The following is a 22,238-nucleotide window of genomic DNA, read 5'->3' on the forward strand; positions in this document are numbered from 1 at the left end:
TTCTTGCACCGCCGGACACAGGGAGCCAACTGGCACCACACGGACAAGCCATCCTGAATCCGGCATGGTTCGACGGTTCGCAAGAGAGGGCCCGGCCATGAGTTCGTCCCAGTCCCCCAGGCCACCGCGGCCGAACCTCGCCTTCCGGCACCTGCGCGGACAGCGTTCGCCGGGCGAGTTCGCCGCGGCGGTACGGCGCGCCGCCCGCGAGATCGGCGAGCGAGTCAGCTGTGACGCTCGGTACATCGGCCGAGTGGAGGCCGGCGAGATCCGCTGCCCCAACTACGCCTACGAACGGGTGTTCCTCCATATGTTCCCCGGTCACACGCTCGCGGACCTGGGGTTCGCCCCCCGCTCTTCGGTACGCGGCCGGGGGGCGCGCACCGAGGACGAGGCGCTCCCCGTGTGCCCCGGCAGCTCCCCCCATGCTCCCGGTGAGACCCCGAGGGCGTGTGAGACGTATGACATGCGGGACACCCGAGCCATCCACGGAACGCACGAGTCGTACGGCAGAAGCCCGGACGACGAACAGAACCACGAGGAGAGCGACGTGCAGCGTCGCGCATTCATGACCGGGGGCACCGCCACCGTGGCGGCCGCCTCCCTGAGCCCGCTCGGGCTCACGCTCGGCGGCCCGGCAGCGGCCGCCGAAGGCCCCGTCCACCGGGCGGGCACGTCCGAGGCGAGCGCGCTCGAGGAGGCCGTACGCAGAATCCGGCTGCTCGACGACCGGCACGGCGCGGACGGCCTCTACCGACGCGCGGCGGCTCCCCTGCGGACCGCGTACGCGCTGCTCGACGCGGGCACGACCCGGCAGGCGGTCGCGGAGCGACTCTGCGCGGGCGCGGGTGAACTGGCCATCTCGGTGGGCTGGCTGGCGCACGACTCGGGGCGCTTCGACGACGCCCGCTCGCATTACGCGGAAGCGCTGGCCACCGCACGGATGTCCGGGGACGCGGCCCTGGAGGCGCACGCCTTCTGCAACACGGCGTTCCTCGCCCGCGACGCGGGCCGGCCACGGGAGGCCGTACGGGCGGCGCAGGCGGCCCAGCGGGCCGCCCGGCCCCTCGGCTCGCACCGCCTGATGTCGCTGCTGGCGCTGCGGGAGGCGGGCGGCTGGGCGGGGCTCGCGGACCGGGCGGGCTGCGAACAGGCGCTGGCCCGGGCGCAGGCCCTGTTCGAGCGGGGGGCGGCGGACGCCGACCCCGAGTGGATGAGCTTCTACGGAGAGGCCGAGCTGGAGGGCCTGGAGGCGCAGTGCTGGTCGGCACTCGGCGACTGGCCGCGCGCGGCCCGGCACGCCCGCCGCGCCGCCCACCTTCAGGACCCGCACTTCTCCCGGAACATCGCCCTGTACACCGCGGAGCTGGCCGACGACCTGGCCCGCGGCGGACGCCCCGACGAGGCGGCCCACGCGGGTCTGCGCGTCCTGGACCTGCTGGACCAGGTCCAGTCGTCCAGGATCCTGACCATGCTGGCGGGCACGGCGAGGGTGCTGCTGCCGCACCGGCGGGCATCTGGGGTGTCGGCGTTCCTAGACCGGCACGCGAGCCTGCCGCGCACGGTCTGAGGAGCCACCGCGCACGGTCTCAAGAGCCACCGCGTAGGGGCCGAAGGGCCGCCGCGCACAGGCCGAAGGCCCGCCGTACACGGGCCGAAGGCCCGCCGTACACGGGCCGAAGGCCCGCCGTACACGGGCCGAAGGCCCGCCGTACACGGGCCGAAGGGCCGCCGCGCACAGGCCGAAGGCCCGCCGTACACGGGCCGAAGGGCCGCCGCGCGGCGGGCGCGGCCGCCCGGCGGTCCTAGACCGTCAGGTGGCCGCAGTCGTTCCAGGACTCGATCGCCGGCTCCCCGTACGCCCACCCCAGCACCGACAACGACGTGGGGTTGAGCCTGATCCGCGCGGCGAAGTCCAGCGGCAGGCCCAGCCAGCGCGCTCCGATGGACCGCAGGATGTGGCCGTGGGCGAAGACCAGGACGTCACGGTCCTCCGCTCGGGCCCAGGCGACGACCTCGTCCGCGCGCGCGGAGACCTCGGACAGGCTCTCCCCCTCGGGGACGCCGTCGCGCCAGATCAGCCAGCCCGGCCGGACCGCCTGAATCTCGGCCGGCGTCATCCCCTCGTACGCCCCGTAGTCCCACTCCATCAGGGCGTCCCAGGCACTCGCCCGCTCGCCGAACCCGGCCAGCTCGCATGTCTCACGCGCGCGTGCCAGCGGACTCGTGCGCACCTCGACGCCGGGCAGGCCGTCGAGCGGCGCCCGGTGCAGCCGCTCGCCCAGGAGCTTGGCGCCCCGTCGCCCCTCCTCCAGGAGCGGCACATCCGTCCTGCCGGTGTGCTTGCCGGACAGCGACCATTCCGTCTGTCCGTGCCGGGCCAGCAGGATGCGCGGTGCCATGAGGGGCCTTTCCGGGAGAAATCAGCAGGGGGTCCCTCCATCATCTCCCACGCCGGGCCCGGGCAACCCGGGGGGCGATCCCTGCGTCTTTGAGAGCCGGGGCGCCGGACCGGGCCGCCCTGGGACGCCGTAAGGTGGCAGGCCGCGCGGCCGGGGGCCGCCGTGGAGAAGGGGAGGGGCGAATCGGATGCCGCAGGCGGAGACACCAGGCGCAGGCAAGGCCCGCACGGCCCGGCTGCGCTGGTGGACCGAACTGCCCCTGATCCTCCTGGTGTACGGCTCGTACTCCGCCGGCCGGCTGCTCGCCCGGGGTGACGTCTCCGACGCCGTCGACCACGGCCTGGCGATCCTGCGGCTGGAGAAGCTGCTCCACATCGACGCCGAACATCCGCTGAACCGTCTCTTCACCCGTGACGCCTGGCTCGGCATACCCGCCGACTTCTGGTACGCCTCACTGCACTACCTGGTGACCCCGGCACTCCTGATATGGCTCTTCAGGCGCCGCGCGGAGCGCTACCGCGCTGCCCGCACCTGGCTGATGACCTCCACGTTCATCGGTCTGATCGGCTTCACGCTGCTGCCCACCTGCCCGCCCCGTCTGCTCTCCCCGGGGAACGGATTCGTCGACACCATGGCCCATTACAGCTCCTACGGCTGGTGGGGCGGCGACGCGAGCGCGCCGCGGGGCCTGGGCGGCATGACCAACCAGTACGCGGCCATGCCCAGCCTGCACGTCGGCTGGGCGCTGTGGTGCGGAGTGATGCTGTGGCGCCACGGCCGCACCCGCTGGGCGAAGGCGGCGGCCGTCGTCTATCCGCTGCTGACCGCGCTCGTCGTGATGGGCACGGCGAACCACTACCTCCTCGACGCGGTCGCGGGCGTCGCCGTCATGGGCGTCGGTCTCCTGCTCTCCCGGCCGCTGTCGCGGGCCGTGGACGTGGTCAGGGCCCGGCTGCTGCCGCGGTCCGCCCCCGTCACGGCCGCCCCGCAGACCTCGGGTTCCTCGATTGTCAGTGCCGGATGCCAGACTTCGACGGGTGAGCGAATTCCCCGACAGCGCATCTCCCGCACCGGGCCGGGAGCCGAGCCGGGTGCCTCTCCCGCGGACGCGGGGGACGGCGCTCCGGCAGCAACTCGCTGACCTGCGCGGCGCTTCCGTACCGCCCAAGGCGCTCGACGCGCGCGCCCTCGCCGCGCTCGCCGCGAACCCCGGGTGCAGACGGCGCGCGCTCCTGGACGGCGCAGGAGTGGACAAGGCGGCGCTGGCGGGTGCGCTCGGCGCGCCGTCGGTGTTCGGGCAGTCGCAGTTCGCCTTCATGCGGGGCAACGCCTTCGAGGCCCGCGTCAAGGCGGACGGCGGCGCGGAGCTGCTCCGGCTGGTGCACGAGAAGCTGGACCCGGCCGCCGCGGCGCCGGACGGGGCCCTCGTCCCCGATCTCGCCGCCGTCGGCCCGCAGGGCCGCACCGCCCGGACGGCGCTGGCGCTGCGCGAGGCCGCCGAGGCGCGCACCTGGGCGCTGCTCGACCACCCGATGCTCGTGCTGGACGTGGCGGGCTCCCCCGCCTTCCTGGAGCCGGACGCGGTGGTCGTCCACCCCGACGGCAGCTGGACCGTCGTGGAGATCAAGTCCTTCCCGCTGCTCGACGGTTCGGCGGACCCGGCGAAGGTCGGAGCCGCCGCGCGTCAGGCCGCGGTCTATGTGCTGGCGCTGGAGGAGGTCGCCGCCCGTCTCGGCGGGGCCGATGGCGCCCCCGCGCCCGTGGTGCGCCACCGGATCCTGCTGGTCTGCCCCAAGGACTTCTCCAACCTGCCCGCCGCCTCCCCGGTCGACATCCGCAAGCAGCGCGCGGTCACCCGCCGCCAGCTGGCCCGCCTCACCCGTATCGAGGAGATCGCGGACGGCCTGCCCGAGGGCACGTGCTTCGCGCCCGACCTGCCCCGGGAGAAGCTGACGGCCGCCGTCGAGTCGGTCCCGGCGGCCTACGCGCCCGAGTGCCTGGCCGCCTGCGAGATGGCCTTCCACTGCCGCGCCCGGTCCCGCGCGGAGGGCGCCGTGACGTCCTACGGGCGGTCGCTGCGCGCCGAGCTGGGCGGACTCGCGACGGTGGACGACGTCCTGGCCGCCGCCCACGGAAGCGCCGGGGACCCGGACGACCCGGTGGTGGCGGCCCTGCGCCGGGCGGCACGCCTGCGCGCCGAGACGCTCGGGGCCCGGGAGGACGCCGTATGTCGCTGATCGCCACCCTCGCCCGTCTTGAGGCCGTGCGGTCGGGGCGCGCCCAGCCCGCCGCCACCGTCCGGCACCGGCATCTGTCGGAGCGCCCCCTCGTCCTCGTTCCGCTGACCACCGCCGGCGAGGCGGGGGCACCGCTCGGCGCGCTCGTCGGCACCGACCGCGAGGCGCCCCGGCTGCTCGTCGTGCCCCAGCCGCGCGACCGCGACCTGAGGTTCGCGTTCCTGGCCGCCCTCGCCGACATCGTCCTGCCCTACGTCGACGGGTACGCCGACGCGGTCGAGGCCGCCGAGCGCACCGAGACCGATCCCGAGAGCGGCAAGCGGGTCAAGGTCGAGGTCGAGCTGTGCGCGGACGCCCCGCAGCTGATCGTGCCGAGTCGGGCGGGCATCGACTTCGTACGGCTCCTGGGGCGCTCCATGCGGTTCCGCCGCACCGCCGAGCAGGACCCGGAGACCCCGCATCCGGCGCCTCCTCGGGTGCCGCTCCTCGGCCGCTGGCTGACCCATTTCGGTGAGCGCGCCCGGGTGCCCGGCTCCGCGCTGCTGCTCGCCCTCACCGAGGTGCTGGCGCGGCACTGGACAACCGGGCAGTCGAACCTGGAGGACCGGCATCTGGGCGCGCTGCTCGCCTGGATCGACCCGCCCGAGGGCACCTCGGGCGCGGAGGCGGCGCTGCGGGCCGAGCTGGCGCGGGACGCGGACGGCCAGTTGCTGTGCCCGCCGGCCGGACCGGCCACCGACCCGGCCTTCGACAACAAGCTGCTCGCCCCCGCCATCGAGCGCTACGACCGCGCGCGGGCCCGGCTCGCCGCCGCCGCGGACGGCGTCGAGGCGGACGACCGGTTCGGTGAGATCTCCGCCGCCGAGGGCGAGATCCGGGCGCTGGTGGAGAGCCGTACGCGTCCGACGTGGGATGCCGTCTGGCGCGGGCTCGATCTGCTGCGCGCGCTGCCGGAGGGCGCGCATGCCGAGGAGCGGTGGACCCGCGACCGCTGGTCGTTCACCGGCCACCGGGACCGGGTCGCCGCCGGGGAGCCGCCCCAGCCGCGCCGCGACGACGCGGTCACCGCGGCGAACAAGCTCGCCACGCGCGAGCGCGAACAGGCCCGGCTGGACGCCCAGGAGGCGCTGGACGACCCGCTGGTGATGGCCGGGCGGCGACTGGCCGGGGAGGCGTTCGCGGGCGAGGTCACCGATGTCGTGATGGCGTACAGCGAGGGCAAGCGGCAAAGCCCCCGCCCGCTGGTGACCGTGCGGACCGAGGACCGGCCGCACCTCGGGGAGCGCGTGAAGGTGTACCGGTCGCTGGGCGGAAAGCCGCAGGCGGCCGAGTTCGTCGGATACGAGGGACTCGAGGACACGGGTCACGGCGGCCGGGAACGCGACGGCCGCGACCACGGCGGCCGGGGACACGACGGGGACTACCCGGACGGCGCGGAAGGCTCGGAAGGCGCCCTCGTGGTGCTGCGCATCGTCGACAGGATGGGCCGCGGCAGGGAGCCGGAGGCCGGAACCGTGCCGGAGAAGGGCGACCGCGTCTGCTTCACGCTGTTCGAGCACGAGCAGCGCGGCGGCGCGAAGCTGCCCGAGCCGGAGGACACACCCTGGACCCATGGCGGGCCGCCGGGCGAGGCCGACGCGCCGCCCCTGCCGGACCCGGTGACCGAGGAGGACGTGCTGTGACCGTGATCGCCCGGCCGGGCGGGGACTTCGACCCCGGGACCGCGGCCACCCGGGCCACCGAGGCGATCCTGCGGGACACGCTGCACGGCGCGCACCGGGGGGTCGTCGTCGACTCGCCGCCGGGTGCCGGGAAGTCGACGCTCGTGGTGCGGGCCGCGCTCGAACTCGCCTCCGCCGGGCGTCCGTTGATGGTCATCGCCCAGACCAACGCGCAGGTCGACGACCTGGTGCTGCGGCTGGCGGAGAAGGACCCGGACCTCCCGGTCGGCCGGCTGCACAGCAGCGATCCGGACCCCTACGACAAGGCCCTCGACGATCTGCCGAACGTCCGCAAGTCGACGAAGGCGAAGGATCTGGCGGGCCTGGATGTCGTCATCTCGACCGCCGCCAAGTGGGCGCATGTCAAGGACGTCGAGCCCTGGCGGCACGCGATCGTCGACGAGGCGTACCAGATGCGCTCGGACGCTCTGCTCGCGGTGGCGGGGCTGTTCGAGCGGGCGCTGTTCGTGGGCGACCCGGGCCAGCTCGATCCGTTCGCGATCGTGGGTGCGGAACAGTGGGCCGGTCTGTCGTACGACCCGTCGGCGTCGGCCGTGAGCACGCTGCTGGCCCACAATCCCGAGCTGCCGCAGCACCGGCTGCCGGTGTCATGGCGGCTGCCGGCGTCGGCGGCGCCGCTGGTGTCGGACGCCTTCTATCCGTACACGCCGTTCCGCAGCGGCACGGGCCACGGGGACCGAAGGCTGTCGTTCGGGGTGCCCTCGGACGGCTCGGGTCCCGACCGGGTGATCGATGAGGCGGCGGAGACCGGCTGGGGGCTCCTCGAACTGCCCGCCCGGCACACCCCGCGCACGGACCCGGAGGCGGTGCGGGCGGTCGCGACGGTCGTACGGCGGCTGCTGGACCGGGGCGGGGCGGCGGTCTCGGAGCGGACGGCGGAGCCGGTGCCGCTGACCGCGGACCGGATCGCCGTCGGCACCGCCCACCGCGACCAGGCGGCGGCGGTGCGCTCCGCGCTGGCGGACCTCGGGGTGGCGGAGGTGACCGTGGACACGGCCAACCGGCTCCAGGGCCGGGAGTTCGATGTGACCGTGGTGCTGCACCCGCTGTCGGGACGACCGGACGCGACGGCGTTCCATCTGGAGACCGGCCGGCTGTGTGTGCTGGCGTCCCGGCACCGGCACGCGTGCATCGTGGTGTGCCGGGCGGGAGTGACGGAACTGCTGGACGACCACCCCTCGACCGAGCCGGTGCAACTGGGGGTCACGGTGAAGTTCCCGGACGGCTGGGATGCAATGTTCACCACATACCTTCACCTGCTGGAGCACCGCGTGTCCTGGCGCCCCTGAGCTGCGATTACGCGCAGGAAGAGTCCAGGGACACCAACGCACCCGCTTCGAGGGCTGCTACCGGCGTCGCGGGCCTCGTTGGCCGACGGGTCGGTACCCCTTGTACCCCTGGGGGTCACCTGGCGGGGCGGGGCATTCTGGGGGCGGGGCAGAACAACTGCCCTGTCCTGCCTCTGAACCCTCACCTGTGACGTTTGGGCGTCTGACGGCGCTGGTTGTTTTCGGGACATCTGTGCGACGGGTGTGTCCAAGCTATGGCAGGAACGGGGGTTGACCGCGGCTGCGTAGGCAGCCCAACCCGCCGTTCGTCATGTGGCCTGTGACGCCACGTTTTCTCAGGGTGGGGCATGAGAACTGAACACAGGGGTGGGCGTGCGCGCCGGCCTGGGTTGACAAGGCGCGCGTGGGTGGCGCTGGGGGCGGTCGTCGCGGGGGGCGGCGTGGCGGTGGTGGCCGTCGCGGCCACCGGGTCGGGGGGCGGTGGCGGAGCATCGGCGGCGCCGGCCCCGATCAGGACGCAGGTGCGCTCCCTGCCCCTGACCGGGGCGAGCGCGTCGCTCAAGGCGCTGGGGGCGAGGTCCACGGCCCCGTTCAGCATGGTGGGCGTCACCTGGAGCGGGGCGCACACCCAGTTGCGGGGCACGGTCGAGGTACGGACCCGTACCGCCGCGACCGGGCACTGGACGCCGTGGCTCAAGCTGCAGCAGCCCGATGACATCCCCGACCCCGGCGAGCTGAACCGTCCTGGGGTGCGCGGTGGGATGTCGCCGATGTGGTCGGGTCCGTCGAACGGGATCCAGGTCCGCGCGACCGGCGAGCACCGCACGACCGCGCTGCCCGCCGGGCTGCGGGTGGACCTGATCGATCCGGGCAAGGCCACAGCCGGCACCGGAGGGAAGCCGGGCGCCGGCATGGGCCTGGCGGGCTATGCGGTGGACGCGACAGCCACGGACAGTGCCACGCCGACGGACGGCGCAACCGCCAGCCCGACGGACAGCGTCACCGCGACCGACACGGCCGGCGCGACCGCACCGGAATCGGCCACCCCGTCCGACTCGGCGTCCCCCACAGACACCACGGCCACGCCGACGGCCACCGACTCCGCCTTGCCGTCCGCATCGACCTCCGCGTCCGACTCCGCCTCGCCGAGCGCCTCGCCGACCGTGTGGCCGAGTCAGCTTCCGAGCATGGACGAGGCGTATCCGAACTGCCCGGCCGCCTCGGGCAGTTCCTCCCCCTCCGCGTCGCCGGCCCCGCCGGACCCGATGCCGGCCACGACCACCTCGACGGTGGCACCGCCGACGGTGGTCACCAGGGCCGGCTGGGGCGCAGACGAATGCGCCCGGGAGGCGGGCTACCCGTCGTACGGGGCGTCGGTGAAGGTGATGTTCGTCCACCACACCGACACCACCAACGACTACTCCTGCTCGGACTCGCCGGCGATCGTGCGCAGCCTCTACGCCGCACACCTCAGCCAGGGCTGGCGCGATCTGGGCTACAACTTCCTGGTCGACAAGTGCGGCACCATCTTCGAGGGCCGCTTCGGCGGGATGGCACTGCCCGTCGTGGGCGCCCAGACGTACGGGTTCAACACCAACAGCATGGGCGTGGCCGCCATAGGCACCTACACCGACCTCAGCGGCGGCGACTCCACCGCCAGCACCTTCGCCGGGGCCACGCCAAGCCAGGCAATGCTGGCCTCCATCGCCCGGATCGCGGCCTGGAAGTTCGGGATGACCGGCGTGAATCCCGCCACCGGTACCGCCTCTCTGCCCGAGGGCGCCTCCAACAGTTCCGGCTTCACCCTGGGCACGGGCTACACGTTCAACGTCGTCTCCGGCCACCGCAACGGTTTCGCCACCGACTGCCCCGGCAACCAGCTCTACAACGCCCTGGCCACGGTCCGCTCCTACGCGGCGGGCCCGGTGAGCGGCGTCACCGTCACCGGGGTCTCCGGCGGGGCGGTCAAGTCCGGGACGAGCTACTACACCAAGGGCTCGGCCACGGTGAGCTGGACGACCTCCACGCCGTCCGCGATGATCTCCGCATTCGACGTCCTGGTCGACGGCAAGGCCCTCGCGCACACCTCCGGCTCCGCCCGCTCCGCCTCCGTGTCGGTCGCCGCCGGCAACCACACCGTCCAGGTGCGCGCCACCCACGTCCGCGGCTCGACCACGCTGTCCGGCGGGGTCACCCTGGTCGGCGACACCACCGCGCCCACCTTCCCGACCCTCCCGGCCGTGACCCTGCACACCGGCACCGTGAACTCCACGGCCGTCCCCGTCACGGTGAGCTGGAAGGCCGCGGACAACACGGCACTGGCCAAGGTCCTGGCGACCTCGCCGTCCTCGGCCACCTTCGGCCCGACCGTGACCTCCTGGAACACCAACGCCAAGCCCGCCGCCTCGGACCTGTTCGCCCTGAAGGCGTACGACGTGGTCGGCAACAGCACCGGCGCCTCCGTCTACCGGACACCGAACATCATCCAGGAGACCTCCACCACCCGGACCGGCACCTGGACCCGCAAGAGCAGCAGCAGCTACCTGGGCGGGTACTCCTACAGCTCCTCGTCCGCCAAGGCGTCGATCAGCTGGACCTTCACGGGGCGCTCGGTGGCCTGGATCGTCTCGCGCGCCTCCACGTCCGGCCAGGCATACATCTACGTCGACGGCACCAAGGTCGCCACGGTGGACCTGAAGTCCTCCACCACCCTCTACCGGCAGGCGATCTGGACCAAGACCTGGTCCGGCTCCGCCAAGCACACACTCAAGATCGTCGTGGTCGGCACCTCCGGCCGCCCCACCGTCACCACCGACGGCATCGCCACCATCAGCTGACCACTCCCCCGTCGTCCGGCCCGCAGCACCACCACGCGGGCCGGACCGCAGACAAGGTCCGCACCAGGGAGTCCGAGCGGGCGTTTACGGGCTGAGCGGCTGCCGCTTCAACTTGCGAAGGTCGGCGACGTCGCCCCGGTGGCCGGCCCCCAGCGCTGCTTGCCGTGGTGATCCACGAGGACGGGCCGGTAGCCAAAGGGGACGGGCGGGGCGAGGGCGATCCTGTGACCGGCGGGGAACATCGCCCGGCCCGGCGGCCTTGAGATCTCCGGAGCCGTGCGGCGCGCGGAGCACGGGCGGGCGCTTTCCGCTCGGTCCCGCGCCCTTGCGCAGCCGCGCGACAATGGACGGTGGCCCACCCGCGAGGGGAGCCACCCGAACCGTACGAGGAGGAGAAGACATGGCGGAGCCCACGCCGCGTCGGAACGAGCCGCGGCTACGCCCCGCGCCCCTGCTCTTCGAGCCCGAGGAGGCGGCCTCCGACCCGGAACACTTCTTCGACCTGGAGTCGATCGACGACCCGCGGGCGCTGCTCGCGCGTGCGACCGAACTGGCCCAGGCCTTCCGTGCGGCCACGGACCGTGCGGTGGAGTACCAGGCGATAGCCGCAGCCCAGCTCGCGGATCCCCGCCGCTTCGACCGGCTTACCCCGGCGGCCATCGGCGAGCAGGCGGAGTGGACCGAGGACTACGCGAAGAAGATGGTGGAGTTCGGGCAGGACCTGCTGCGGGGCACTGAGACCAGCGGTCCGGAGAGCCTGGGCTGAGCGTCCGCCGCGCCACCCGACGGAATGATCTTCTGGCATATGCGGCGGCACGATACCCCGCCCAGGGCTGCGCCGTCCCGGTTTTCCGCAACACTCGGGAACGGACCGCTCACGCCCGGTACATCTGACCGTCATGAGCAGTCGCATGCCGTTCACCGAGCCCTTCCGCCCCACCGCGGAGGGCGCCGCCTGGCTCGCCTCCGCAGGAACGTATCCGCGTAGTACGGCGGCACACTGGGCGGAGCGGCCCACCGCCCCGGTCGTGCTGCCCTGCGGCGCCGCGTTCGACGTCGTGAACGTTCCCGCGATCTTCGGACGGCGCATGCTCGACCGGCTCTGGAGCGAGGGCCCGGGCTCCGGGCCGGTCGCCGAGCACCGGGGGCGCATGCTGCTGTTCACGGCGCCCGGCACGGCCCGGCGGCTGCCGGCGCTGCTGGAGTGGGAGGAGTGGGGCGGCCGCGCCCCGGCGGTGCCGCCGCTGCTGTGCCATGGCCCCGGGGACGCCGTGAGCGTGCCCGCGAGCAGCCCCACCGCCCCTCCGGCCGACGCCGGCAGCCGCCCCCAGTCCCGCTGGCTCGTCGCGCCCGACACCCGTCACCCATGGCTTCCCGGGCCGGAAGTCGTCCTGTGGGCTGCGGTCCGGGCGGCCCGGGCGACCGCCTCCACAGCCGTACGGATATCGATTTTTCCTCCCGCCGACCAGGGTGCTAAGGTCTACGACGTCAGCAGGCGCCGCTAGCTCAGTTGGTTAGAGCAGCTGACTCTTAATCAGCGGGTCCGGGGTTCGAGTCCCTGGCGGCGCACGATGGCGATGGCGAGTCGTGTTCGCGGAAAGCGCGAACCGGGTCGCCATCGTCGTTTTCTGCGCGGCTCCGCCACGCGCGGTGGGGGCTCCGCCACCCACACCCCCAAACCACCCCCACGAACCGCCCGCCTTCGCCGCACCCCCGCTCACGGAAAGCACGAACCGGGTCGCCATCCTCATCTTCCGCGCGGCCCCGCCACGCGCGGTGAGGGCTCCGCCACCCACACCCCCAAACCACCCCCACGAACCGCCCGCCTTCGCCGCACCCCCACTCACGGAAACCACGAACCGGGTCGCCATCGTCGATCTTCCGCGCGGCTCCGCCACGCGCGGTGGGGGCTCCGCCACCCACACCCCCAAACCACCCCCACGAACCGCCCGCGCCCCCCGTCGTCACCTTCCGCGCCCCGCCGCGGCCGGTGGAGGCCCCGACACCCGCGCTCCCGGTCGCGCTCCCGAAGCCGCGCCTTCCACCACGGCTCACAGCCGAGTGATCCGCACGATCCATGCCCCTGTGGGCGTGCGGTCCTCCACCTCGACCCGCACGCCGTCGCCGGGCACGGTGAAGCTCTCCCCCACATCCACGGGGGCGTCCGCGAGGGCCGGGTACACCGAGGTGTTCCAGCAGGCCGAGGAGTGCGGATGGGCGTCGAGGACCTCGATCGGGCCGCCGCCCGACGCCGTGTCGCCGTGCACGCGGTAGACGAGGACGCCCTGCGTGCAGGTCGCACTGTCGTTCCCCGTGGCGTCGCGCGCCTCCAGGGCGAGCACACTGTCGGGTCCGGTGCGCACCACCGCCAGTTTGGTGCCGTGCCCGGACCCGAACGCCTGCACACCGGGCCCGAGGGGCCGCGCCCCCGCCGTACCCCCCGACCCGGTGTTGGCGGGCGCGCCCGCCGACACCGCCACCTGCGGCACTCCCTGCGCTCCGGCCCCAAGAGGCTCCAGCGTCAACCGCTTGCTCCCCCTGCCCCGTACGCACACCACCTGGCGGTCGTCCAGCCAGCCCAGCTTCCACTTGTGCCAGGCGAAGAGATCCGGGGCCAGGCCGAACTGGCTGCCCATGAGGTCCCAGTCGCCGACATAGGTGTCCCAGTCGCCCTTGCCGTCCGCCGGCCGGTGGTAGAGATCGGGCAGATCGAAGACATGCCCGGTCTCATGGGCGAGCACCAGCCGGTCCGGCGGGTGCTTCTCGAAGACCGTGACCACCCGGCGGACATCCGTGCCGTCCGCCTGCATCGGGGTCTCCAGGTTGACCACCTTCGTGGCGTCCGAGTCGATGCCGGGCGCGTCCGGGTCGGCCACGAAGTACACGACGTCGTACCGCGAGAAGTCGACCTCCTTGTCGGCCGCGGCAAGCGCGTCGCGCAGATACGCGCTCCGGTGATCGGGGTCCCAGTCGCGCTGTACGGCGTACGAGACGGAGGGGTGGGGCATCGGGATCCAGTGGTCCAGCGGATGCGGGCGCACCGTGAACCGGCCATAGGAGGCGCGGTCGAAGAAGCGGCTCGTGGCCGGGAAGTAGTCCGAGGTCAGCTCGGCCGGCGTGGTCGTCGGCACGGAGTCCGGGAAGGACAGGAAGACCAGGACCGCGTCCAGTGGCCGGGTGGGCCGCGTATAGGCGGCGTTCCAGGTGTCGACACCCTCGGAGTGGTGTGCCTCGCTGCGGGTGAGTTCGCAGGGCGCGTAGAGGGAGCCCACCAGCGCGGGGCCCGCGACGAGTGAGGTCGCCGCCAGCGCCGTCATCGACGTGACCGCGGCCACAGTGCGGCGCAGGACGAAGGGCGCCCGGCCCCGGACGCGGCACCGCAGGGCCTCGTGGCTGAACCCCCTGTGGGGGAGCGGACGCGGCACGTCGACCTCCGGGTGCGATTTGGGCAACTCCGCACCCAGCCTTGTCTTACTTGTATTACTACGTCCTGTTTGTCTGCCCCAGAAGGGTGAGAGGCCGTCAGTCGGGGGAAAGGCCAGAAGGGACACCGCGACGGCCGGGGGAGGGGCAGTGCGGGCGGGAGCACACACCGGCGCACGAGCACCGAGGGGGCGGCCGACGTGGGCCGACGCCCCGAATACTCACGGAACGTCACAGTCGAAGGCGGCCTGATGGACCGGGGCAAGGTGCGAGCAGAAACGATCTGTCAGACCATGTGCTCGTTCCGGGAGACTGGACAGCGGCTGGAAGGCCCCTGGGTCAGCCTCTATGATCGGCACACTTTCCTGCACGAACACGGCTTGTACGGCCGCTCCCCCCGCGGCCGTCGACCCCGACGAGACCCACGAGATCCGTACGTAGAACGAGTGCACTGCGGGAGCGAACGGTGAGCGGAATGTCCGAAGGGCCGGCGCCCGCGGCAGACCTCGTCGGCCCGGTCGTCACAGAAAGTCACGACAGCACGTCATCCGGTACGCCTGAGCCACCGCCCCTCCTCGGGGAGTATCCGCATCCGCCCCCCGAGGACGCGCTGCCGCAACCGCCCCTCGCCCCCTCCCCGCAACCCCCCTCCTTCGGCGCCGTGTTCGCCGCCGCGCCCCACGCCATGGCGGTCGTCGACCGGGAGGGCCTGGTGGTCACCGCCAACGACAGCCTGGGCGAACTGCTGGGCATCGGCACCGACGGGCTGGCCGGCAAGGTCGCCGCCGATCTGCTCGACCTGTCCTCCGACGCCCGCACCTGGCACGCGTACCGCGAGGTGCTCCGCGGCCGCCAGGCCCGGCTGCGCTGCGCGCGCCGCGTCAAGCACCCCGACGGGCACTCCCTGTGGGTGCAGGTGACCGTCACCCCGCTGCCCGAGGCCGAGAGGGCCGTCCTGCTCTCGGTCGCCGACATCAGCGCCCGCCGTGAACTCCAGTCCCGGCTGCGCCACTTGCAGATGCACGACCCGGTGACCCGGCTGCCCAACCGAACACTGTTCTTCGAACGTCTGTCCGCCGCACTGGAGGCGGAGTCGTACGAGGAGAGCGGGACCGGCCGGATCGGGCTGTGCTACCTGGATCTCGACGGCTTCAAGGCGGTCAACGACACCCTCGGCCACCGCGTCGGCGACCGCCTGCTCGCAGCCGTCGCCGAGCGTCTGACGCACTGCGCGGACGAGGCGGGCCACACCCGGCCCAGCACTCCCCTGGTGGCCCGCCTCGGCGGCGACGAGTTCGCCCTGCTCGTCGAGGACTCGACGGGCACCGACCAGCTCGCCGAGCTGGCCGAGTCGGTGCTCAAGGCACTTCAGGCGCCGTTCGACCTGGCCGGGCAGCGGTTGTCGGTCTCCGCGTCCATCGGCGTGGTGGAACGGCACGCGGCCGGGACGACGGCGACCGGACTGATGCAGGCGGCCGATACGACGCTGTACTGGGCGAAGGCCGACGGGAAGGCCCGCTGGACCCTCTTCGACCCCGAGCGCAACGCCCACCGCATGACCCGTCAGGCCCTCTCCTCCGGTCTGCGCCCGGCCATCGAGCGGGGCGAGTTCGCCTTGGAGTACCAGCCCCTCGTGGGCATGGAGGACGGACGGGTGCGCGGGGTGGAGGCGCTGGTGCGCTGGCACCACCCCCAGTTCGGCACGCTGACGCCGAATCGGTTCATCGGACTGGCGGAGGAGGACGGCTCCATCGTGCAACTTGGGCGCTGGGTGCTGAAGACCGCCTGCCGCCAGGCCCGCCGCTGGCAGCTCGAGCGCCCCGACGAGCCGCCGATCTTCGTCAGCGTCAATGTGGCGGTGCGTCAGGTCTGGGACTCCGACCTGGTGGCGGACGTGGCCGGCACCCTCGCGGAGACCGGACTCGCACCCCATCTGCTCCAGTTGGAGCTGACCGAGTCAGCGGTCATGGGCTCGGCCGGCCGGCCCCTCCAGGCGCTCCAGGCACTCAGCGACATGGGGGTGCGCATCGCCATCGACGACTTCGGCACCGGCTATTCGAACCTCGCCTATCTCAGCAGGCTGCCGGTGTCCGTGTTGAAGCTCGACGGCTCGTTCGTCCGCGGTTTCCAGTACGAGGGCACGGACGCCCACCCCAACCCCGCCGACGAGGTGGTCGTCGAGGCCATGATCCGGCTGGCCCACCGGCTGGGCCTGACGGTCACCGCGGAGTGCGTGGAGACCTCCGCGCAGGCCTCCCGGCTGCGCCGGATCGGCTGTGACACCGGGCAGGGCTGGCTGTACTCGCGGCCCGTACCGCCGGACCGCATCTCGGAGCTGGTGGAGGCGGAGGCCTGCGGCCATCCCTGACCGGCGGGGTGCCGTCCCCCGAGCGACGACACCCCGCCGCGCTCAGAAGAACGGCACCCCGTCGACGTACGCGCTCAGGAGGGGCGGCAACCCGAAGACGTACGCGCTCAGGAGGGGCGGCAACCCGAAGACGTACGGGCTCAGAAAGGCGTCGGCCCGCAGACGTACGCGCTCAGGAAGGCGTCGGCCCGCAGACGTACGCGGCAGGAGGCGGCGATGCGGGCACGTTCACGCTCGTACGCGCTCGAAAGGCCGGCTCCCCCGCGCGCAGACGCTCAGGAAACCGGCAACCCGTAGGCGTCCGCGATCAGTTCGTACGAGCGGACGCGCAGCTCGCCCCGGTGGGCGTGGGATGTGATCATCAACTCGTCCGCGCCGGTGCGCTTCTGGAGGTCGTCGAGGCCGGCCCGCACCTCGTCCGCGGTGCCGTGGACCACATTGGCGGACCAGGACTGGATGAACTCCTCCTCCAGCGCACCGAGCGTGCCCTCGGCCTCCTTCGGGTCGGGGAAGAGACCGGGCCGGCCGGTACGCAGCCGCACCATGTTCAGGGCCCCCGCCCGCACCTGACGGCGGGCCTCCTTCTCCTCGTCGGTGGCCAGCGCGCTGACGCCGATCAGGGCGTACGGGGCGTCGAGGACCTCGGAGGGGCGGAAGGACTCGCGGTACAGGTCGAGTGCCGGGATGGTGTTCTGCGCCGAGAAGTGATGGGCGAAGGCGAAGGGCAGTCCGAGCATGCCGGACAGACGGGCGCTGAAGCCCGAGGAGCCCAGCAGCCAGATCGGCGGGCGGTGCGGTGACTGGACGCCGCCCGGGGAGGTGGCCTGCACCGGGCCCGGGACCGCGTGGATGCGGGCGTAGGGGTGGCCGTCCGGGAAGTCGTCGTCGAGGAAGCGGGTCAGCTCGGCGAGCTGCTGGGGGAAGTCGTCGGCGCCCTCGTTCAGCCGTTCGGTGCGGCGCAGGGCGGCGGCGGTGGCGCCGTCGGTGCCCGGGGCGCGGCCGAGACCGAGGTCGACTCGGCCGGGGGCCATGGCCTCCAGCGTGCCGAACTGCTCCGCGATGGCCAGTGGGGCGTGGTTGGGCAGCATCACGCCGCCGGAACCGAGCCGGATGCGGTCGGTGTGGGCGGCGAGGTGGGCGAGGATCACGGCGGGCGAGGAGGAGGCGACGCCCGGCATGGAGTGGTGTTCGGCGACCCAGTAGCGGTGGAAGCCGCGGGACTCCGCGAGACGGGAGAGGGCGACGCTGGTGCGCAGGGCGTCGGAGGCGGTGTTGCCCGCTCCGACCGTGACCAGGTCCAGTACCGAGAGGGGGACGGGGGCGGTGCCCTGTGCCGTGCCTCGGATCTCGTCCACCGGGGTGCCTCCTGTGTTGTCCGTGGTGTCTCCCGAGGGAACAGGAGGCAGTCCCCGGTTATTCCCGTCGGTCGCGGAGGCTCCCGGCCGGCCGCCGTGGAAGCGGGGTCATACCCGAACATAGACGGATAGACGGATAGACGGACAGACGGACCGCGCGCCCGCCTGCCGCGCCCGCACGACGTCCGCCGGCCGGACACCCTGCCCGTCACACCTGGACGATCGGCTCCTTGGTGAACAGCGACCCCAGGGCCGGCGCGTTCACCCGGCGGTCCACCAGGCGCAGGCCCTCCCACATCGTGACCTGGTTCGCCGTGAGGACCGGCTTGATCAGCCCCTTCTCCAGCTCCGTGAGACACGCGACCGTGTGCAGGGCGGTGTCGGGAAGCAGCACCGCGTGGGCGTCGTCGTGGTCCCCCTCGCGGGCCAGCGCCAGCACCTGAGCCGCACCCCAGGTGCTCACCTCGTCCGGGGAGGCGCCCACGCCGTGCACCGACACCACCTCCACGCCCCCCGCCCGCAGGAACCCGGCGAACAGCTCCGCCACGGTGTCCGGGTAGGTCGCCGCGACCGCCACCCGCCGGACCCCGATCTCGCGCACCGCGTGCACGAACGCGAAAGAGGTGCAGGAGGCCGGCATCCCGGCGGCAAGCGCCAGGGCGCGCACCTGCTCGTGGGCGCCCTCCCAGCCATGGGCGAAGCTGCCGCTGGTACACGCCCACACCACCGCCTCGGCGCCCGCGAGCCGCAGCTCCTCGACACCCGCCGCGAGCCGCCGCGGCACGCCGCTCTCCGGGCGCTCGGCCGTCTCCGGGAGAACCCCCTTGCGCAGCGCCTCCCTCAGGTGCGCTTCCTCGACGTCGTCGGTGTGCACGACGTCCGTCCGGATGTCGCTGCCCAGCAACTGCTCCATGCGCGGGTAGTCGTCCTCGGCGTAGTGGCCCGGGTAGAGGAATCCGAGTGCGGTCATGCCCAACCTTCCTGTTCTTCCGGCAGTGCGGGTCCCGGTCTGCCGCCTCCTTCGGCAGGGCCTGAGACGGACCCATGGCTCGGGTACCCAGGTGAGGCGGGGCCGTCCCCTCCCTCACCTGGTTGGCCGAGAGACACCGGGTCGCGAGCGGTCCCCGGGTGCCGGCCGGGTCCCCCGGACGGCCGTACCGTCCGGCGCGTCCCGACCGTGTTGACGGCGCCGGGATCGGATGCGACCGTGGTCAATCCGCGCATGTCAGACGCCCGGTCGGGCGCCGGCCCGCCGCCGAAGGGAGACATGGTTCCGTATGACCGCTCCCCCGCCCGGCCGCCCCACCCTGCTCGTCCTGGACGCCGAACCGCTCCCCCGGCTCGGCCGGCTCACCGGACGGGCGCGGATCCAGCACGCGGACGCCTCCACGCTCGCCGAACGGCTGCCCGGCGCCGATGTGCTGCTGGTCTGGGACTTCCCCACGGACGCGGTGCGCCACGCCTGGCCCGGCGAGGGGCCGCGGCCGCGCTGGGTGCACACGGCGAGCACGGCCGTGGACCATCTGATGTGTCCCGAACTCGCCGCGAGCGGCACCGTGGTGACGAACGCGCGCGGAGTCTTCGAGCAGCCGCTCGCCGAGTACGTGGCCGGACTCGTCCTCGCGCTGGCCAAGGACCTGCCCCGCACCTGGGACCTGCAACGCGACCGCGAGTGGCGGCAGCGCGCGGTGACACGGGTCGCCGGCACGCGCGCGTGCGTGGTCGGCTCCGGGCCGGTCGGGCGCGCGATCGCCCGTACGCTGAAGGCGCTCGACGTCACGACATCGGTCGTGGGCCGCGTCCCGCTGACCGGTATCCACGGTCCGGCCGACCTCGACCGGCTGATCGCCCGCTCCGACTGGGTGATCGCGGCGGCGCCGCTCACCGACCGGACCTACGGCATGTTCGACACCCGCCGCTTCGGGGTGATGCAGCCCTCGGCCCGTTTCATCAACGTCGCCCACGGCGCGCTGGTGGACGAGGAGGCGCTCGTCACCGCGCTGTCCAAGCGGTGGATCGCCGGGGCGGCCCTGGACGTCCTGCGGCGGGAACCGCTCCCCCCGGACAGCCCGTTGTGGCGGGTCCCGGGCCTGCTGCTGTCCCCGCGGATGAGCGGCAACACCGTCGGCCTGCACGATGAACTCGCCCGGCAGTTCGTCGAGTTGTACACCCGCTGGGAAGCCCGCAAGCCGCTGGCGAACGTGGTCGACAAGCGACGCGGTTACGTTCCCGGCTACTGAGTCACCCAGCCGCCGACCCGGCCCGGCCGGCCCCCGCCCCGGGAATCGGCCTGAATACCTCGCCTGGTCCGGGGTAGCCGCGCGCCCATGGCCGCACCACGGACGCATCACATAGGGAAACGGGTATCCAGCAGACGGTCGCTGCTCGGCGGCATCGCCGCGTTCGGCGCACTGGGCGCCGTCGGCTGCAGCCGTGTGGCCGAGGCGTCGGGCAGCCGCGGCGGGGATCTGCTCCGCCGGCTCAGGGCCCAGGGCGTCGTCCGCCTCGGCATCGCCGGTGAGATCCCCTTCGGCTACATCGACAAGAACGGCAAGCTCACCGGCGAGGCCCCTGAGCTGGCACGGGCCGTCTTCCGGCGTCTCGGGGTCGACCGGGTCCAGCCCGTGCCGACCGAGTTCGGCTCGCTCATCCCCGGCCTCAACTCACAGCAGTTCGACGTCGTCTCCGCCGGGATGTACATCACTCCGGACCGCTGCCAGCAGGTCGTCTTCGCCGACCCCGACTACCAGATGCTCGACTCCTTCATCGTGCGCAAAGGCAACCCGAAGGGTTTGCACGACTACCGGGACGTCGTCGAGAAGAAGGCGAAACTCGCCACCGGGACGGGATACGCGGAGATCCAGTACGCCGTCGAGGCGGGCTACAAGGAGAGCGACCTCCTCATCGTCCCGGACCAGGTCGCGGGTCTGAACGCGGTGGAGGCCGGCCGCGTCGACGTGTTCGCCGGAACCGCCCTCACCACGCGCGAGGTCGTCAAGAAGTCCCGTACGGCCGAGGCCACCAGGCCCTTCGCGCCCCTGGTGAAGGGCAAACCGCATGTCGACGGCGGCGCGTTCGCCTTCCGGCGCTCCGAGACCGCGCTGCGGGACGCCTTCAACGCCGAGCTGAAGAAGATGCGGGCGAGCGGCGAACTCTTCCGCATCCTGCGGCCGTTCGGCTTCACCCGGGCCGAGATGACGGACATGACCGCGAAGGAGTTGTGCCGCGGATGACCACCGGCCTGTGGGAACTCGTACTGAAGGGCGTCTGGACCACGCTCCAGCTCCTCGTGTTCAGCGCGCTGCTCGCGACGGCCGTCTCCTTCGCCGTCGGCATCGCCCGCACCCATCGCCGGTGGATCGTCCGCTTCCTCGCCGGCTTCTACACCGAGGTGTTCCGCGGCACCTCCGCCCTGATCATGATCTTCTGGGTGTTCTTCGTGCTGCCGCTCGCCTTCGGCTGGCAACTGGTGCCGATGTGGGCGGGCACGCTCGCCCTGGGCCTGACCTACGGGGCCTACGGCGCCGAGATCGTGCGCGGTGCCCTGAACTCCGTCGATCCGGCGCAGCGGGAGGGCGGGATCGCGCTGAGCTTCACCCCGTGGCAGCGGATGCGCAAGATCCTGCTGCCGCAGGCGGTGCCGGAGATGATCCCGCCGTTCAGCAACCTGCTGGTGGAGCTGCTCAAGGGCACCGCGCTGGTCTCCGTCATGGGCATGGGCGACCTGGCGTTCAGCGGAAACCTGGTGCGGCTCGCACTCCAGGAGAGCGCGCAGATCTACGCGTACGTCCTGGTCATCTACTTCGTGATCGCCTTCGTGCTCACCCGGCTGATGCGGAGTCTGGAGCGCCGGCTCAAGGCCGGGGCGGGCAAGGCGCCACAGCCGGAAGTCTCTGTTCCGCAGCTCGTCGGAGGTGGTGTCTCATGACCTGGGACTGGGGCGCCGTCCGCGCCTTCATGCCGCACTTCCGGGACGGCTTGCTCGTCACCCTCGAGGCGCTCGCCCTCGGCTCACTGATCGCGTTCGCCCTGGGGCTGGTCTGGGCGCTGCTGATGCGCGCGCCGGCCCGATACGTGACGTGGCCGGTGGGGATCGTGACGGAGTTCATCCGCGACACCCCGCTGCTGGTGCAGCTCTTCTTCCTCTTCTACGTGCTGCCCGAGTGGGGGCTCGCCTTCTCCGCGCTGACCACCGGCGTCGTCGCGATCGGCCTGCACTACTCGACGTACACGATGCAGGTCTACCGGGCCGGCATCGACGCCGTGCCCGCCGGTCAGTGGGAGGCCGCCACCGCGCTGAGCCTGTCGCCGTGGCGGACCTGGACGGCGGTGATCCTGCCGCAGGCCATCCGCCGGGTCGTGCCGGCGCTCGGCAACTACGTGATCGCGATGCTCAAGGACACACCGATGCTGATGACGATCACCGTCCTCGACATGCTCGGCCAGGCGCGGCTCTTCTCCCAGCAGCACTTCCAGTTCACCGAGCCGCTGACCGTCATCGGTGTGGCCTTCGTCCTGATCTCCTATCCCGCCTCTCTCCTCCTGCGAGCCCTGGAGCGACGTCTTGTCCGCTGACACCCCCCTC

At 72.7% G+C, this 22,238-nt stretch carries 17 protein-coding genes and 1 tRNA gene; 14 read left to right on the top strand and 4 right to left on the bottom strand.

Annotated elements, in window-relative coordinates:
- Positions 1-97: 97 nt before the first annotated feature.
- Positions 98-1,570, top strand: a complete 1,473-nt coding sequence (locus tag ACIP94_RS05450) for a hypothetical protein (protein WP_402419848.1) — start codon at positions 98-100, stop codon at positions 1,568-1,570.
- Between the two features lie 235 nt (positions 1,571-1,805).
- On the opposite strand, the gene ACIP94_RS05455 is transcribed toward ACIP94_RS05450, so the two are convergent.
- On the bottom strand, positions 1,806-2,402 hold the full coding sequence (locus tag ACIP94_RS05455) for a histidine phosphatase family protein (RefSeq protein WP_402419851.1): 597 nt from the start codon (positions 2,400-2,402) through the stop codon (positions 1,806-1,808).
- Positions 2,403-2,589: 187 nt separating this feature from the next.
- Here ACIP94_RS05455 and ACIP94_RS05460 point away from each other — a divergent pair, with 187 nt between their 5' ends.
- The 8 genes from ACIP94_RS05460 (at position 2,590) to ACIP94_RS05495 (ending at position 12,076) form a co-directional block, all read left to right on the top strand.
- Entirely contained in the window at positions 2,590-3,543 is a 954-nt protein-coding gene (locus ACIP94_RS05460) for a phosphatase PAP2 family protein (RefSeq protein WP_402419854.1), read from the top strand.
- The gene (locus tag ACIP94_RS05465) at positions 3,494-4,639 is read left to right on the top strand and encodes a hypothetical protein (RefSeq protein ID WP_402419857.1); all 1,146 of its coding nucleotides are present in this window, start codon (positions 3,494-3,496) and stop codon (positions 4,637-4,639) included. Before ACIP94_RS05460 ends, ACIP94_RS05465 begins: the two co-directional genes overlap by 50 nt.
- A complete protein-coding gene (locus tag ACIP94_RS05470) occupies positions 4,630-6,321 on the top strand; it encodes a hypothetical protein (protein ID WP_402419860.1) in 1,692 nt (563 codons plus the stop codon). The genes ACIP94_RS05465 and ACIP94_RS05470 overlap by 10 nt, the downstream gene beginning before the upstream one ends.
- Positions 6,322-6,326: 5 nt before the next feature.
- Positions 6,327-7,670, top strand: coding sequence for an AAA domain-containing protein (locus ACIP94_RS05475; RefSeq protein ID WP_402420393.1), 1,344 nt, complete (start codon positions 6,327-6,329; stop codon positions 7,668-7,670).
- 407 nt (positions 7,671-8,077) lie between these two features.
- Entirely contained in the window at positions 8,078-10,507 is a 2,430-nt protein-coding gene (locus ACIP94_RS05480) for a peptidoglycan recognition protein (RefSeq protein ID WP_402419863.1), read from the top strand.
- Positions 10,508-10,907: 400 nt separating this feature from the next.
- Positions 10,908-11,273 carry a hypothetical protein gene (locus tag ACIP94_RS05485; protein ID WP_402419866.1) on the top strand — a complete coding sequence of 122 codons (366 nt, stop codon included), beginning with the start codon at positions 10,908-10,910 and terminating at the stop codon, positions 11,271-11,273.
- Between the two features lie 133 nt (positions 11,274-11,406).
- Entirely contained in the window at positions 11,407-12,012 is a 606-nt protein-coding gene (locus ACIP94_RS05490) for a bifunctional DNA primase/polymerase (RefSeq protein ID WP_402419868.1), read from the top strand.
- Positions 12,003-12,076: transfer RNA gene (locus ACIP94_RS05495), tRNA-Lys, on the top strand. Before ACIP94_RS05490 ends, ACIP94_RS05495 begins: the two co-directional genes overlap by 10 nt.
- Positions 12,077-12,558: 482 nt before the next feature.
- Here the strand turns inward: ACIP94_RS05495 and ACIP94_RS05500 are convergent.
- Positions 12,559-13,932, bottom strand: coding sequence for a M6 family metalloprotease domain-containing protein (locus tag ACIP94_RS05500; RefSeq protein ID WP_402419871.1), 1,374 nt, complete (start codon positions 13,930-13,932; stop codon positions 12,559-12,561).
- A 473-nt stretch (positions 13,933-14,405) separates the two neighbouring features.
- Between ACIP94_RS05500 and ACIP94_RS05505 the strand changes: the two genes are divergently transcribed.
- A complete protein-coding gene (locus tag ACIP94_RS05505; RefSeq protein ID WP_402419873.1) occupies positions 14,406-16,298 on the top strand; it encodes a putative bifunctional diguanylate cyclase/phosphodiesterase in 1,893 nt (630 codons plus the stop codon).
- Between the two features lie 275 nt (positions 16,299-16,573).
- Here ACIP94_RS05505 and ACIP94_RS05510 read toward each other — a convergent pair whose 3' ends face one another.
- Positions 16,574-17,653, bottom strand: coding sequence for an LLM class flavin-dependent oxidoreductase (locus ACIP94_RS05510; protein WP_402419876.1), 1,080 nt, complete (start codon positions 17,651-17,653; stop codon positions 16,574-16,576).
- 208 nt (positions 17,654-17,861) lie between these two features.
- Entirely contained in the window at positions 17,862-18,623 is a 762-nt protein-coding gene (locus tag ACIP94_RS05515; protein WP_402419878.1) for a decarboxylase, read from the bottom strand.
- Between the two features lie 307 nt (positions 18,624-18,930).
- Here ACIP94_RS05515 and ACIP94_RS05520 point away from each other — a divergent pair, with 307 nt between their 5' ends.
- The 4 genes from ACIP94_RS05520 (at position 18,931) to ehuD (ending at position 22,228) form a co-directional block, all read left to right on the top strand.
- The gene (locus ACIP94_RS05520) at positions 18,931-19,893 is read left to right on the top strand and encodes a D-2-hydroxyacid dehydrogenase (RefSeq protein WP_402419880.1); all 963 of its coding nucleotides are present in this window, start codon (positions 18,931-18,933) and stop codon (positions 19,891-19,893) included.
- Between the two features lie 87 nt (positions 19,894-19,980).
- Complete coding sequence (gene ehuB, locus ACIP94_RS05525; protein WP_402419883.1) at positions 19,981-20,886, top strand: ectoine/hydroxyectoine ABC transporter substrate-binding protein EhuB; 906 nt, start codon at positions 19,981-19,983, stop codon at positions 20,884-20,886.
- The gene (ehuC, locus tag ACIP94_RS05530; protein ID WP_402419886.1) at positions 20,883-21,581 is read left to right on the top strand and encodes an ectoine/hydroxyectoine ABC transporter permease subunit EhuC; all 699 of its coding nucleotides are present in this window, start codon (positions 20,883-20,885) and stop codon (positions 21,579-21,581) included. The genes ehuB and ehuC overlap by 4 nt, the downstream gene beginning before the upstream one ends.
- Positions 21,578-22,228 (top strand): ectoine/hydroxyectoine ABC transporter permease subunit EhuD, encoded by a 651-nt coding sequence (gene ehuD / locus ACIP94_RS05535; RefSeq protein WP_402419889.1) that lies wholly within the window; start codon positions 21,578-21,580, stop codon positions 22,226-22,228. The genes ehuC and ehuD overlap by 4 nt, the downstream gene beginning before the upstream one ends.
- Positions 22,229-22,238: the final 10 nt, after the last annotated feature.

Source organism: Streptomyces sp. NPDC093261, from assembly GCF_044753645.1.
Lineage (GTDB): Bacteria > Actinomycetota > Actinomycetes > Streptomycetales > Streptomycetaceae > Streptomyces.